Source organism: Rhizorhabdus sp., from assembly GCF_018006725.1.
Classification (GTDB): Bacteria; Pseudomonadota; Alphaproteobacteria; order Sphingomonadales; family Sphingomonadaceae; genus Rhizorhabdus.
In genome coordinates, this window is the sequence record NZ_JAGMXV010000143.1 from 1 (window position 1) to 12790 (window position 12790).

15 protein-coding genes are annotated in these 12790 nt (G+C 65.6%); 9 read left to right on the top strand and 6 right to left on the bottom strand.

Annotation, left to right across the window (positions count from 1 at the left end; translation table 11 throughout):
• The 3 genes from rph to hemW all read left to right on the top strand — a co-directional run.
• Positions 1 to 555, top strand: a 555-nt coding sequence (gene rph / locus KAY22_RS17760; protein WP_296624635.1) for a ribonuclease PH, incomplete at its 5' end; no start/stop codon positions are given.
• Positions 552 to 1190 carry an RdgB/HAM1 family non-canonical purine NTP pyrophosphatase gene (gene rdgB, locus KAY22_RS17765; RefSeq protein WP_296624636.1) on the top strand — a complete coding sequence of 213 codons (639 nt, stop codon included), beginning with the start codon at positions 552 to 554 and terminating at the stop codon, positions 1188 to 1190. The genes rph and rdgB, both read left to right, overlap by 4 nt.
• 37 nt (positions 1191 to 1227) lie before the next feature.
• On the top strand, positions 1228 to 2373 hold the full coding sequence (gene hemW / locus KAY22_RS17770; protein ID WP_296624648.1) for a radical SAM family heme chaperone HemW: 1146 nt from the start codon (positions 1228 to 1230) through the stop codon (positions 2371 to 2373).
• A 277-nt stretch (positions 2374 to 2650) separates the two neighbouring features.
• Here the strand turns inward: hemW and KAY22_RS17775 are convergent, their stop codons facing one another.
• Complete coding sequence (locus tag KAY22_RS17775; protein WP_296624637.1) at positions 2651 to 3835, bottom strand: penicillin-binding protein activator; 1185 nt, start codon at positions 3833 to 3835, stop codon at positions 2651 to 2653.
• A gap of 12 nt (positions 3836 to 3847) precedes the next feature.
• Here KAY22_RS17775 and rsmI point away from each other — a divergent pair, with 12 nt between their 5' ends.
• From rsmI to KAY22_RS17795, 4 genes are all read left to right on the top strand, one after another.
• A complete protein-coding gene (gene rsmI, locus KAY22_RS17780; protein ID WP_296624649.1) occupies positions 3848 to 4732 on the top strand; it encodes a 16S rRNA (cytidine(1402)-2'-O)-methyltransferase in 885 nt (294 codons plus the stop codon).
• Positions 4729 to 5079 (top strand): YraN family protein, encoded by a 351-nt coding sequence (locus tag KAY22_RS17785; RefSeq protein WP_296624638.1) that lies wholly within the window; start codon positions 4729 to 4731, stop codon positions 5077 to 5079. Before rsmI ends, KAY22_RS17785 begins: the two co-directional genes overlap by 4 nt.
• Positions 5080 to 5146: 67 nt before the next feature.
• Positions 5147 to 6100 carry a glutathione synthase gene (gene gshB / locus KAY22_RS17790; protein WP_296624639.1) on the top strand — a complete coding sequence of 318 codons (954 nt, stop codon included), beginning with the start codon at positions 5147 to 5149 and terminating at the stop codon, positions 6098 to 6100.
• Between the two features lie 19 nt (positions 6101 to 6119).
• Entirely contained in the window at positions 6120 to 6719 is a 600-nt protein-coding gene (locus KAY22_RS17795) for a DedA family protein (protein WP_296624640.1), read from the top strand.
• Positions 6720 to 6722: 3 nt separating this feature from the next.
• Here KAY22_RS17795 and KAY22_RS17800 read toward each other — a convergent pair whose 3' ends face one another.
• The 4 genes from KAY22_RS17800 to hisI all read right to left on the bottom strand — a co-directional run bounded on the left by KAY22_RS17800 (position 6723) and on the right by hisI (position 9254).
• The gene (locus KAY22_RS17800; RefSeq protein WP_296624641.1) at positions 6723 to 7754 is read right to left on the bottom strand and encodes a LacI family DNA-binding transcriptional regulator; all 1032 of its coding nucleotides are present in this window, start codon (positions 7752 to 7754) and stop codon (positions 6723 to 6725) included.
• Between the two features lie 49 nt (positions 7755 to 7803).
• Positions 7804 to 8268, bottom strand: a complete 465-nt coding sequence (locus KAY22_RS17805; RefSeq protein ID WP_296624642.1) for a DUF1465 family protein — start codon at positions 8266 to 8268, stop codon at positions 7804 to 7806.
• Positions 8269 to 8360: 92 nt separating this feature from the next.
• The gene (locus KAY22_RS17810) at positions 8361 to 8774 is read right to left on the bottom strand and encodes a MerR family DNA-binding transcriptional regulator (RefSeq protein ID WP_296624643.1); all 414 of its coding nucleotides are present in this window, start codon (positions 8772 to 8774) and stop codon (positions 8361 to 8363) included.
• Between the two features lie 99 nt (positions 8775 to 8873).
• On the bottom strand, positions 8874 to 9254 hold the full coding sequence (hisI, locus tag KAY22_RS17815) for a phosphoribosyl-AMP cyclohydrolase (RefSeq protein WP_296624644.1): 381 nt from the start codon (positions 9252 to 9254) through the stop codon (positions 8874 to 8876).
• Between the two features lie 146 nt (positions 9255 to 9400).
• Here hisI and purF point away from each other — a divergent pair, with 146 nt between their 5' ends.
• Together purF and KAY22_RS17825 are read left to right on the top strand one after the other, a co-directional pair.
• Positions 9401 to 10861 (top strand): amidophosphoribosyltransferase, encoded by a 1461-nt coding sequence (gene purF, locus KAY22_RS17820; RefSeq protein ID WP_296624645.1) that lies wholly within the window; start codon positions 9401 to 9403, stop codon positions 10859 to 10861.
• A 16-nt stretch (positions 10862 to 10877) separates the two neighbouring features.
• Positions 10878 to 11588 carry an SDR family NAD(P)-dependent oxidoreductase gene (locus KAY22_RS17825; RefSeq protein ID WP_296624646.1) on the top strand — a complete coding sequence of 237 codons (711 nt, stop codon included), beginning with the start codon at positions 10878 to 10880 and terminating at the stop codon, positions 11586 to 11588.
• Positions 11589 to 11639: 51 nt separating this feature from the next.
• Here KAY22_RS17825 and KAY22_RS17830 read toward each other — a convergent pair.
• On the bottom strand, positions 11640 to 12790 hold a 1151-nt coding region (locus KAY22_RS17830), incomplete at its 5' end, for a cyclopropane-fatty-acyl-phospholipid synthase family protein (RefSeq protein WP_296624647.1).

The following is a 12790-nucleotide window of genomic DNA, read 5'->3' on the forward strand; positions in this document are numbered from 1 at the left end:
GGCCAGGGCTGGGTCACCGCCGAATATGGCATGCTGCCCCGCGCCACCCACACCCGTGGCAGCCGCGAGGCCGCCAAGGGTAAGCAGTCCGGCCGCACGCAGGAAATCCAGCGCCTCATCGGCCGCTCGCTGCGCGCCGTGGTCGACATGGAAAAGCTCGGTGAGCGCCAGATCGTGATCGATTGCGACGTCATCCAGGCTGATGGCGGCACCCGCACCGCGGCGATCTCGGGCGGCTGGGTCGCGTTGCGGCTGGCGGTCGACAAGCTGCTCGCCTCGGGCGCGCTGACCGAGGATCCGATCACCGCGCAGGTCGCGGCGGTCTCCTGCGGCATCCATCAGGGTACGCCCGTCCTCGACCTCGACTATATCGAGGATTCGAACGCCCATGCCGACGCCAATTTCGTGCTGCTCGACAATGGCAATATCGCCGAGGCACAGGCGACCGCCGAGGGTGCGACCTATGACGAGGAAGCGCTGCTGCGCCTGCTCCGTCTGGCCCGCATCGGCTGCGGCGAAATCTTCGCTGCACAGCGCAAGGCCACCGGCCGGTGACCGCCGCGGCCGACATCGTTCACCGCAAGCTGGCGCCCGGCAAGCTGGTGATTGCCAGCCACAACAAGGGCAAGCTGCGCGAGATCGCCGAACTGCTCGCGCCGTTCGGAATCGAGACGGTGTCGGCCGGCGCGCTGGGCGTGCCCGAACCCGAAGAGACGGGCACCACCTTCATCGCCAATGCCGAACTCAAGGCCCGCTTCTCGGCCGATCTCACCGGGCTGCCGGCGCTGGCCGACGATAGCGGCCTGTGCGTCGAGGCGCTGGGCGGCGAGCCAGGCATATTCTCGGCGCGCTGGGCGGAGCGCGAGGATGGCAGCCGCGACTTCGACGAGGCCATGCGCCGCGTCCATGATCGTCTTGAACAACAAGGCCCCGAAGCGGGCCGCGATGCCCACTTCATCTGCGCGCTGTCGATCGCCTGGCCCGACGGTCATGTCGAAAGCTTTGAAGGCCGGGTCGACGGCCTCCTGATCTGGCCGCCGCGCGGCGAGAACGGCTTCGGCTATGACGCGATGTTCCAGCCGCTCGGCCATGACATCAGCTTTGGCGAGATGGAGCCCCAGGCCAAGCATGCGATGAGCCACCGGGCCGATGCCTTCACCCAGTTGGTCGCGGCTGTCTTCCAGCCGTGATGCGAGCGCGGTGACCGACCGGCTCCGGCCGATGGAGATGGGCGAGAGTGATCTCGCCCTCTACATTCACTGGCCCTTCTGCGTTTCCAAATGCCCCTATTGCGATTTCAACAGCCATGTCCGGTCGCATGTCGACCAGGACGAGTGGCGCGAGGCGTTGCTCGCCGACCTCGCGCATGAAGCATCCCTGCTTCCCGGTCGCCGCCTGACATCGATCTTCTTCGGCGGAGGGACGCCATCGCTGATACCGCCCGCGACGGTCGCAGCGCTGATCGAGGCCGCTGCCGATCATTGGGCGGTCGCGCCCGGTCTCGAGATCACCCTCGAAGCCAACCCCTCCTCGGTCGAGGCCGCGCGCTTCGGCGATCTAGCGGCAGCGGGAGTCAACCGCGTCTCGCTGGGCCTCCAGGCGCTCGACGATCGGACACTCGGCTGGCTGGGCCGCGCCCATGGCGTCGCGGAGAGCCTGAAGGCGCTGTCGACCGCCCAGTCGCATTTCGGGCGGGTCAGCATCGACCTGATTTATGCCCGCCCGGAGCAGAGCCTCGACGACTGGCTGGCCGAACTCGAACGGGCGCTTGCCTTCGGGACCGAACATGTCTCGCTCTATCAACTGACGATCGAACCCGGCACCCAATTCGCGACGCGCTTCGCGCGCGGCGAACTGGTACCGCTCGACCCCGATAGCGCCGCGCTTCAGTTCGAAGCGACGAGGGCGCGAATGGCGGCGGCTGGTCTGCCCGCTTATGAGACCTCTAACCATGCCCGGCCCGGTGCCGAGAGCCGGCACAACCTGACCTATTGGCGTTATGGCAATTATGCCGGGATCGGCCCCGGCGCGCATGGGCGCCGCGACGGGATCGCTACGGCCCGGCGCAAGAAACCCGAGAACTGGCTGAGGCGGGTCGGCGAGATCGGGCATGGCATAGAGGTGGAAGAAACACTGAGCGGGCGCGAGCGGGCGCAGGAGGCGCTGATCATGGGACTACGCCTCGTCGAAGGCGTCGATCTCGCGCGGATCGCCCGCCTTTCCGGTCTGTCGGTCGAGGCGCTTGTCGACGACCGCGCCGTCGCCCGCCTTGACCGCCAGGGGCTGGTTACCCTGAACGGCGGGCAGTTGCGCGTGACCGGCGCGGGAGCGCTGCTGCTCGACGGCATATTGAGCGAGATCGTCACAGCCTGATTGCAGAAAATGCAACCGCGCCAACTTGTTACGAAATTGCGTCGAATCGATGACATGCATAGAGCGCGCTGCACCGCACAATCGCATGTGCGAGATAACAAAACACGTTCGCAGGAAAAGAAAAAATGCGTTATTTTGAAGGTGCCACCACTGCGCTCCTCGCGATCGCAGCACAGGCGCTCGCGATCGGTGTGGTCGTCGCGCTCTGAATGCAGGACGGCGGCGGACGATGCCCGGCATTGCCGCCGCCCTCAGCATCCAAACCCACTTATGCCAATTACTCCTTGAAGCTGCTCGGCGCCGGCGACACGGTCTTCACGCCGGCAGGGCTCGCTTCGCCCACCTCCAGCGCGCGTTCGGCCACGCCGTTCATTCCGAAACGGAACGCACCGTCGACGCCGACGAAACCGTCCTTGTCGCGCAAGGCGCCCACGGGAAATTTCGAGCCGACCTTCCAGTCCGCCGCGATCTTCACCACCAGCAACATCGAATCATAGCCCAGGCTTGCAAGACGGAACGGCGCCTTGCCGAACTGGCGGCGATAGGCCGTCGCGAGCTGGCGATAGCGCGCGTCCGAAACACTGGCGAACCAGGCCCCAGAAAGCGCGGGTGCGGTCAGCGCCGATTGTTCGGCCGCCCACAATTCGGTGCCCAATATCTTCGCCTTGGCCGGCGAGACCTTCCGCAGCATCGGAACGGCGCCCGCCGCCAGCCGCGCATTGTCGGCAACGAGAACCGCATCCCATTCCTGCTGGGTCCGCCCGAGATCCGCTACCGCCTTCTGCAATGAAGCGCTCGTGCGTTCATAGCTCTTCATCGCGACGAGATTGCCATCGGCACTCTCGACCGAATGGATGATCGCGGTGGATGCGTTGCGCCCATATTGCCCGGTCGGAATCAGCGCGGCGAAGCGTTGCATCCCCTTGGACCGGGCAAAGCGGATGACCCGGTCGATCGACTGGGTGGGCGAGAAGCCCATGACGAACACGCCATTGCCGGCAACCGCCACGTCGTTCGAATAGGAAATCACCGCGATCCCTGCCTTGCGCGCCGCCGGGGCCACCGCAGCCGCATCCTCGGACAGGAGCGGCCCCAGGAACAGGACATTGCCGTCCGCGATCGCGCGGTTAGCTGCCGCCACCGCTCCGCCGGCCGTGTCATAGGTCGTCATCCGCAGCGATTTGTTGCCGGTGTCGATCAGCGCCATCGTTGCGGCATTGGCGATCGACTGCCCGACCGCCGCATTGGCGCCGCTCAGCGGCACCAGCAGGGCGACGCGGTGCCGGGCACTGTCCTGCGGGACGTCGCTACCGTCCTCCTTCTCCACCGGGACCGGTGTGGCCGGGCCCGGCCGACCCTTGGGTACCATGCCCTGGCAGCCCGCCAGCAGGGCGGCCAGTCCGAGCACCGCTCCCTTGAGCCATGCATGTCCAGCTTGCCTATGTGCAACAGCCTCTGCCATCAGTTCCGCCTTATGAGCCAGTTTGTCGAAACGGACGCGACCGATGCCCAGGCATCCGAAGCACCCCTCCCCCCAGGCCTCTATATCGTGGCCACCCCGATCGGCAACTTGGGTGACCTGTCGCCGCGCGCCGCATCGATCCTATCGCGCGTCGAAGCGATTGCGGTGGAGGACAGCCGGGTCACCGCGAAGCTGCTCCACCATCTCGGCATCAAGCGGCCGATGACCCCCTATCACGACCACAACGCCGACAAGGTGCGTCCCGGACTGGTCGAGCGGATGGCCCATGCGCCGGTCGCGCTCGTCTCCGACGCAGGCACGCCGCTGATCTCGGATCCCGGTTACAAGCTCGTCCGCGATGCCCGCGCCGCCGGTATCGCCGTCACCACCATCCCAGGCCCCTGTGCCGCCGTCGCTGCACTGACGCTCGCCGGCCTTCCCACCGATCGCTTCTTCTTCCTCGGTTTCCTGCCGTCCAAGGAAAAGGCCCGTGCCGAATCGATCGAGGAGGTGGCATCCATCCGCGCGACGCTGATCCTCTACGAATCGGGCTCGCGCCTCGGCGCCACCCTCGCCGCCCTCGCCAAAGGCCTGGGCGACCGCGAAGCCGCCGTCGTCCGGGAGATCAGCAAGCGCTTCGAAGAGAGCGTCGCCGCCCCGCTGCCGGTCCTGGCCGATCGCTATGCCGAGGCAGGCCCCAAGGGCGAGATCGTGATCGTGGTCGGCCCGCCCGGCCCGACACCTGCCGCCACCCAGGACGACGCCGAAGCGCTGCTCCGGACCGCCCTCCAGCACCTCCCCGCCGCCAAGGCAGCGGGCGAAGTCGCCCGCGCAACGGGCCTCAACCGCCGCGACCTCTACGCAAAGGCGATGGCGATGAAGGATGGACGAGATTGAACCGGCAGGCGGCCGAACGCCAGGGCCGCCATGGCGAAACCGCTGCCGCCTGGTGGCTCAGACTACACGGCTGGAGAATCGTGGGGCGTCGCGTGAAGACGGGTCGCGGCGAGGTCGATCTCATCGCCCGCCGCAGCCGCACCCTCGCCTTCGTCGAGGTCAAGACGCGGGGGACGCAGGAGGCGCTGGATCTCGCCATCGACGAGCAGCGCCTGCGGCGGATGGTCGCTGCCGCCCATGCACTTCTGCCCCGCTATGGCAGCGGCGCCGAAGAGGTGCGGATCGACGTCATCCTGTTGCGGCCCTGGCGGCTGCCGATCCATCTGCGCAACGTCTGGCATGGCTGACGCCCGGTGGGGGTAGCGGAACGACCTGCAAACCCCTAGATGAACGGCGCAACTTACGGAGCCCGCCATGACCCTCGCCGTCGCCGTCCAGATGGACCCTCTGGAGACGATCAACATCGCGGGCGATTCCACCTTCGCGATCATGCTCGGCGCGCTCGAGCGCGGCCACAAGCTCTGGCATTATCAGGCGGGCGACCTCTGCTACCGCGACGGTCGGGTGATGGCGCCGGCGCGGCCGATCCTGAAGCTGCAGCGCGTGGCGGGGGACCATTTCGCGGTCGGTGAGGTCGAGGTCATCGATCTGGCGGACGATGTCGACGTCGTCCTGATGCGGCAGGACCCGCCGTTCGACCTCGCCTATATCACCGCCACGCATCTGCTCGAGCGCATCCAGCACAAGACGCTGGTGGTCAACGACCCCGCCTCGGTGCGCAACGCCCCCGAAAAGCTGTTCGTGCTCGATTATGCGCGCTTCATGCCGCCGACGATGATCACCCGCCGGCTGGAAGATGCGCGCGCCTTCCATGCCGAGCATGGTGAGGTCGTGGTCAAGCCGCTCTACGGCAACGCCGGGTCGGCGGTGTTCCATGTGGGCCGCAACGACGCCAATCTCGCCGCGCTGACCGAATTGTTCGGACAGGTGTGGCGCGAGCCCTTCATGGTGCAGGCCTTTCTTCCCGACGTGTCCAAGGGCGACAAGCGGATCGTCCTCGTCGACGGCAAGGTGACGGGCGCGATCAACCGCCTGCCCAAGGCCGGCGAGATCCGGTCCAACCTGGCGGCTGGCGGCCGCGCCGATGCGACCGAACTGACCGCGCGGGAGGAGGAAATCTGCGCCGCGCTCGGCCCCGATCTCGCCGCGCGCGGGCTGATCTTCGTCGGGATCGACGTCATCGCGGGGCACCTGACCGAAATCAACGTGACCTCCCCCACCGGGATCGTCGCGATCGACCGCTTCAACGGCACCGACACGCCCGCGCTGATCTTGGACGCGATCGAAGCCCGCCTGCGCGCTCGCTGACCCGCCAGAAAAGGTCCGAATGAGCGACTGGATACAGCGGCTGATAGCCGATGGCGGCTATTTCGGCCTGTTCCTGCTGATGCTGGCGGAGACAGTCTTTCCGCCCCTTCCGTCCGAAGTGATCATGTCGATGGCAGGGCTGCAGGCGGCGAAGGGCATCCTCTCGTTGCCGGGCGCGATCCTGTCGGGTTCCGCCGGTGCGATGCTGGGCAATCTTCTCTGGTATCTGGCCGCACGCTGGCTCGGCATGGAGCGATTCCGGCCGCTGATCGAACGCCATGGCCGCTGGCTGACGCTCGATTGGACCGAGGTCGAGCGCGCCGAGCGGTGGTTTTCGCGGCACGGCTATCTCGTCGTTTTCGTCGGGCGGATGACGCCGACTCTCCGGTCGCTGATCTCGGTGCCCGCCGGCCTGCTGCGCATGCCGCTTCTGCCCTTCATTGCCTGGTCGGCCCTCGGCACGATCGGATGGTCGGCGATGCTCGCGCTGGGCGGCTGGCTGCTCGGCACCCGCTTTTCCGAGATGGAGGTCTGGCTCGATACAGCCGCGACCATCGCGCTAGTGCTCATGGCAGGCCTGTATCTATGGCGCCTCGTCCGCTGGCGGCGTCCGGGCTGAACCTCAGTCGGAGGCGCGCAATACCAGCATCGGTTCCATCACCACCGAGTCGCATTCTTCTCCGCCGATCCGCCGGAACAGCCGGTCGACCATCTCGAAAGCGCCGCGGCGAATATCCTGCCTTATGGTGGTCAGCGCCGGGCTGAACTGCGCGGCGGTCGGCACGTCGTCATACCCGATAACGGAGACATCGCCGGGGACCGACAGGCCGCGATCAGCCAACGCGCGTACCGCCGCCATGGCGATGACGTCCGAGGCCGCGACGATTCCGTCGGGCGCGCGGTTCTCCGCCAGATGATCGACGAACAACTGATAGGCGCCTTCGGGAGTCAGCGACGCGGGCAAAACGCCCGCCGGCTCGATCCCCGCTTCGCGGTGCGCGGCGAGGAACCCCTCATAGCGCGCACTGATCTCGGGCACGTCGGCATGGCCGGCGAACAGGATATGGCGGCGTCCCTTTTCGATCAGGTGCCGCGCCGCGATGCAGCCGCCTGCGACATTGTCTGTACCGACAGAGCAGTATTTCTGTCCTTCACTGAACTCGCCCCAGACGACCAGCGTCGAATAATTCTCGGCGGCCTCGGCAAGCACGTCCTCCTGATTCGACTGGCCGATCACGATCACGCCGTCGAGGCGCCCCGAATTGGCGAGCGAATCCAGCCACAGCTTGTCGGTGGGAATTACGCGGGTCAGCAGCAGATCATAGCCGCGATCGGTCACCGCATCGGCGACATGGCCGAGTATGGTGATGAAGAAAGGATCGGAGACGTGCTGGCCAACCTCATGACCGAGCGGAAAGACGATCCCGATGGCGTTGGTCCGCTTGAGCCGCAGGTTCCGCGCCATCTGGTTCAGGCGGAAGCCATGCTCGCGGGCCAGCGCATTGATCTTGGTCCGGGTGTCGAGGCTGATCATCTTGCTGCCGGCAAGGGCCCGCGACACGGTGGAGGCCGACACGCCGGCAAGGCGCGCCAGATCGGATATGCTGCTTACGGCGCTCTTGCCTCTGGCTCCGGACTTCACGTCATTCGGCATTAACAGGCCCCTTGGCGGCCGACCTGGCCGCGACTCCCCCCGACCTTCCTTAGAAGGCCCGTTCGAGCCGGTCCAGCAAGCTGAGTGCGGGGCTGACCGCAGGGCCCGACAGATCGGGGGCATCGCCTTCCAGGCGACGAACGCGGGCATAGAGATCGAGGCTTGCATCGACCAGTGCGCGAGCCTGCGTCGGCAGGCTGTCGAGCACCGCCCGCTCCGATCCGGCAGCGTCGCCGAGGCGCCGGGCAGATGCCTGCGCTTCCTCGTCGCTCATCTGGCCGAGTTCGATCGCCCGTTCGGTCAACAGCCAGGCGAGGACGTGCATCAACCGGGTCGTGACCTTGAGTGATTCGCAGCTCATCGTGACCCGCGAGAGCGGGTCGAGTGCGTCCCGGTCGTCACGGCCGCGATGCTCGAAATAGGCGCGCGCCTCGTCGGCCAACAGCATGGCTTCGGTGTAGAGGCTCTCCACGAGCCTGCCGCGCAGCCGAATCTCCCGGGGACCCTGGTTCATTGCAACAAGATGCCATGGGTCCGGCGCGCCCGGAACCGAAAAGAGGGTTAATATCGGTCCCTAGCGCGCCGTTAACCACGAATGTCCGGAATTCAGTTACATTTGCCGTCGAGCTTCACCGCAAAACTGCGCAGTTCGGCCATCTTCGTTTCGATCGCCTCGCGCTGACGCTGCAGTTCGTCTTCCTTGAGCTCGCAATAGCGCTTGGCCGCCTGACGTTGTGCGGCGCCGTTGTCGCGGGGATCATAAAGGTCGAGAAGCTCGCCGATTTCGTCGAGGCTGAAGCCGACCGCCTTGCCGCGCAATATCAGCGACACACGACGCCAATCGCGCCGCGAATAGATGCGGGCTGCACCTTCACGACGCGGTGCAATCAGCCCTTCCTCTTCGTAAAAACGCAGCGCGCGCGGGGTGATTTCGAAAGCGCGGGCCATTTCGGAGATGGTGTAACTGTCGGGAACATGCGCGTCCGTATCACGGACGGCGGGTACGGGGTTGGAAGCCAATTCTATTACCTCTTAAGACTATGGCTTGCCCTTACGGCAGGGGAGCCAGGCGTCGCAATCACCGATGCTCAAACGATTGCAACTTTAGTCTAAAGTGCTTCACTTTTCTGGTGAATGAACGCGATGAAGCGTCTCGCCATCGCTTTCGATGCGGCGATAAAAGCAACTGCGCTCGCCGGTGTGACAGGCCGGACCTGCCGGTTCGCAGCGCAGCCAGACGGCGTCCTGATCGCAATCTATGCGGGCTTCGACGACCCGCATCACATTGCCGCTCGTCTCTCCCTTCTTCCACAGCCGATTGCGCGAGCGGGAAAAGAAGGTCGCCTCGCCCGAGGCCATCGTCGCCTGCAACGCCTCTTCGTTCATATGGGCGAGCATCAGCACTTCACCGCTTCGATGGTCGGTGACGACCGCCGTAATCAGCCCGGTGGCGTCAAAGCGGGGGAGCAGCCTGCTGCCCTTTTCACGATCCTGGTCCATGCCCGAGGCGATGGTCGAAAGCGCGCATCGAGGCAAGAGGCCACACCGATTTCGACATCGGCTGCAATAAACTTGTGACAGTGGGGCGACAAAGCCTCAGTCGGTGACTATATGCGCCGCTATCGGCCACCGCGATGGGATTCGCGATGCTCACCACGCATCCATTTGACGACGACAAGCTGCGCGAAGAGTGCGGGATATTCGGGATTTGGGGCGCCGATACGGCCTCAGCCATGGTTGCTCTGGGGCTCCACGCCCTGCAGCACCGGGGGCAGGAGGCTGCCGGCATCACGAGCTGGGACGGCCATGCCTTCCACACCCATCGGGCAATGGGCCATGTCGCGGGCAATTTCGACCGTGACGAGGTCATTCGCAGCCTTCCCGGCCGTGTCGCCTGCGGCCATGTTCGCTACTCGACGACGGGCGAGACCGCATTGCGCAACGTGCAGCCGCTGTTCGCCGAATTGTCCTCGGGCGGCTTCGCGATCGCGCATAACGGCAATATCTCCAACGCGATGAAGCTGCGCCGCGACCTGGTGCGTGGCGGATCGATCTTCCAGTCGACCAGCGACACCGAGACGATCATCCATCTCGTCGCGATGTCGAAATATCGCACATTGCTCGATCGCTTCATCGACGCACTGAAGCAGGTCGAAGGTGCCTATTCGCTGATCTGCATGACGCCCGAAGGCATGATCGCCTGCCGCGATCCACTCGGCGTGCGTCCGCTGGTCCTCGGCCGCGTCGGCGATGCCTATATCTTCGCGTCGGAAACGGTGGCGCTCGACGTGGTCGGCGCAACCTTCCTGCGATCGGTCGAGCCCGGTGAGCTGGTGATCGTCTCCGAACAGGGCATCCGCTCGATTCGCCCGTTCGCCGAGATGCGCCCCCGCCCCTGCATCTTCGAGCATGTGTACTTCTCCCGGCCCGACTCGATCGTCGACGGTTCGTCGGTCTATTCGGTCCGAAAGAGCATCGGCGCGCAACTCGCGATCGAAAGCCCGGTCGAAGCAGATCTGGTCGTTCCGGTGCCCGATTCAGGCACGCCTGCCGCAATCGGCTATGCTCAGGAATCGGGCATCCCGTTCGAGCTGGGCATCATCCGTTCGCATTATGTCGGTCGTACCTTCATCCAGCCCGGCGATCAGGTCCGTCACCTCGGCGTGAAGCTGAAGCATAATGCAAACCGCGCGCTGATCGACGGCAAGCGGCTCGTCCTGATCGATGACTCGATCGTGCGCGGTACGACCAGCGTCAAGATCCTGCAGATGCTCCGCGACGCCGGCGCGCGCGAAGTGCATCTGCGCATCGCCAGTCCGCCGACGCGGCACAGCTGCTTCTACGGCGTCGATACGCCGGAGCGGGCGAAGCTGCTGGCGGCGCAGATGAACGTCGCCGAGATGGCATCCTATATCGGCGCCGACAGCCTGGCCTTCCTCTCGATCGACGGTCTCTACAAGGCGCTCGGCGAACCGTCCCGCGACGACAAGGCACCGACCTATTGCGATGCCTGCTTCACCGGCGACTATCCGACCCATCTTACCGACCATGAGGAAATGACGCCGACCGACCAGCTGGCGCTGAACGGTGAGCGCGTCGTCGCCTGAACCGACGGACATTCGCATGACCAAGCCCCTTTCCGGGAAGACCGCGCTCGTCACGGGCGCTTCGCGCGGCATAGGCGCGGCAACGGCTGAAGCCCTCGGGGCCGCCGGCGCCCACGTCATATTGGTCGCGCGGACGGCCGGCGGCCTCGAAGAGGTGGAGGAGCGAATCCACAAGGCGGGCGGAAGCGCTACCATCGCTCCCGTCGACCTGGCGGAGAATGACAGCATCGCCAGGCTGGCCGAAGCCATTGCCGGACGCTGGTCTTCGCTCGACATCCTCGTGCTGAACGCCGCGATGCTGGGCACGCTGGCGCCGGTTGCTGCGATCGACGCGAAGGAGTTCGCCAAACTCCTGACGCTCAACCTGATGGCCCAGCAGCAGATGATCGCCGCCTTCGACCCGCTGCTGCGTGCCAGCGAAGCCGGCCGCCTGATCGGCGTGACAAGCAGCGTGGGCGCTGCGCCGCGCGCCTATTGGGGCGCCTATGGCGCGTCCAAGGCAGCGCTCGACACGCTACTGATCGCCTATGGCCAGGAAAATGCCAATATCAGCCCGGTTCGCGTCGCGATCGTCGATCCGGGCGCGACCGCCACCGCAATGCGCCGCAAGGCCTTTCCGGGTGAGGACCAGTCGACGCTGAAGAGCCCCGAGACTGTTGCGAACGCGATCCTGACTCTGGCCACCGAGGGTTACGAGACCGGCAAGCGTATCCGCGTCGAAGCTTGAGATAGAGGGTGGCCGGTCGCCCTCCCTCCCCCCGGCGGCGATAGAACAGGCTCAGGGCTTGACCAGCGTCACCTGCACGACGTCGATCCCGCCTCCCGCGAAACCGCCTTCGCAATACATCAGATAGAAGCGCCACAGCTTCACGAAGGCCTCGTCGAACCCCTTGGGCAACGTGTCGGCGGCAACCGCACGGTCGAAGCTTTCGCGCCAGCGCCGCAGCGTCTCGGAATAATGCAGCCCGAAGCGGTGCAGGCTTTGCTGCTCCCAGCGCAGCCCCGCCTTCTCGGCGGCCGCGCGAAAGCGGCTCTCCGAGATCAGCATGCCGCCCGGGAAGATATAGGTCTGGATGAAGTCGGCGTCGGTCCGGTAGCTCTCAAAGATCGCATCATCGATATCGATATACTGGATCGCCGCCCGCCCGCCCGGCTTCAGCGCACGGGCGATGGCCTCCATATAGGCCGGCCAATATTCCTCGCCGACGGCTTCCACCATTTCGACGCTGGCGACCGCATCGAACTGGCCAGGGACATCGCGATAATCGCAGATCTCGAAACGGGCCCGGTCTGACAGGCCTGCCGCAGCAATGCGCGCATCGGCATAGGCTTTCTGCTCGACCGACAGGGTGATGCCGGTAACGTCGGCGCCATAGCAAGCCGCAGCGATCTCGGCGAGCCCGCCCCATCCGCAACCGATCTCCAGAAGGCGCGACCCTGGATGCAGATCGAGGCGATCGAGCAGTGCCGACACCTTGCGATGCTGGGCGGCTTCGAGGCTCTCGCTCTCCGAGATCGGCTCGGCAAACAGCGCCGAGGAATAGCTCATCGTCCGGTCGAGCCACTGCTCGTAGAAATCATTGCCCAGATCATAATGGAAGGCGATGTTCTTGCGCGCGTTGGCGCGGCTGTTCCGGCGGAACGCGTGCAGGACAAGATTGAACAGACGCAGCGGTCCCTGCGCCCGGCCGAGTTCGCCGAGCGGGTGCCGGTTGCGCATGAACAGGTCGAAGATCGGAACCGGATCGGGGCTGGTCCACTCGCCTTCGGCCCAGCTGCGATACCAACCTACCGATCCGGTCGTGACCAGGCGAACCAGCGGGCGCCAGCTTTTCAATTCCACCACCGCCACCGGCCCCGGCTTGCGACCGCCGAGTACCCGAAAGCTTCCGTCCGGAAGGGTAGCCTCTATGGCGCCTTCCTCAAGCC

What these genes read in the sequence shown, in the direction of transcription:
- KAY22_RS17825 (WP_296624646.1), top strand. Translation starts at nt 10,878, where the DNA reads ATGACCAAGCCCCTTTCCGGGAAGACCGCGCTCGTCACGGGCGCTTCG.
- KAY22_RS17800 (WP_296624641.1), bottom strand. Translation starts at nt 7,754, where the DNA reads ATGCCGAATGACGTGAAGTCCGGAGCCAGAGGCAAGAGCGCCGTAAGC.
- hemW (WP_296624648.1), top strand. Translation starts at nt 1,228, where the DNA reads ATGGGCGAGAGTGATCTCGCCCTCTACATTCACTGGCCCTTCTGCGTT.
- gshB (WP_296624639.1), top strand. Translation starts at nt 5,147, where the DNA reads ATGACCCTCGCCGTCGCCGTCCAGATGGACCCTCTGGAGACGATCAAC.
- KAY22_RS17795 (WP_296624640.1), top strand. Translation starts at nt 6,120, where the DNA reads ATGAGCGACTGGATACAGCGGCTGATAGCCGATGGCGGCTATTTCGGC.
- hisI (WP_296624644.1), bottom strand. Translation starts at nt 9,254, where the DNA reads ATGGACCAGGATCGTGAAAAGGGCAGCAGGCTGCTCCCCCGCTTTGAC.
- purF (WP_296624645.1), top strand. Translation starts at nt 9,401, where the DNA reads ATGCTCACCACGCATCCATTTGACGACGACAAGCTGCGCGAAGAGTGC.
- rsmI (WP_296624649.1), top strand. Translation starts at nt 3,848, where the DNA reads ATGAGCCAGTTTGTCGAAACGGACGCGACCGATGCCCAGGCATCCGAA.
- KAY22_RS17775 (WP_296624637.1), bottom strand. Translation starts at nt 3,835, where the DNA reads ATGGCAGAGGCTGTTGCACATAGGCAAGCTGGACATGCATGGCTCAAG.
- KAY22_RS17805 (WP_296624642.1), bottom strand. Translation starts at nt 8,268, where the DNA reads ATGAACCAGGGTCCCCGGGAGATTCGGCTGCGCGGCAGGCTCGTGGAG.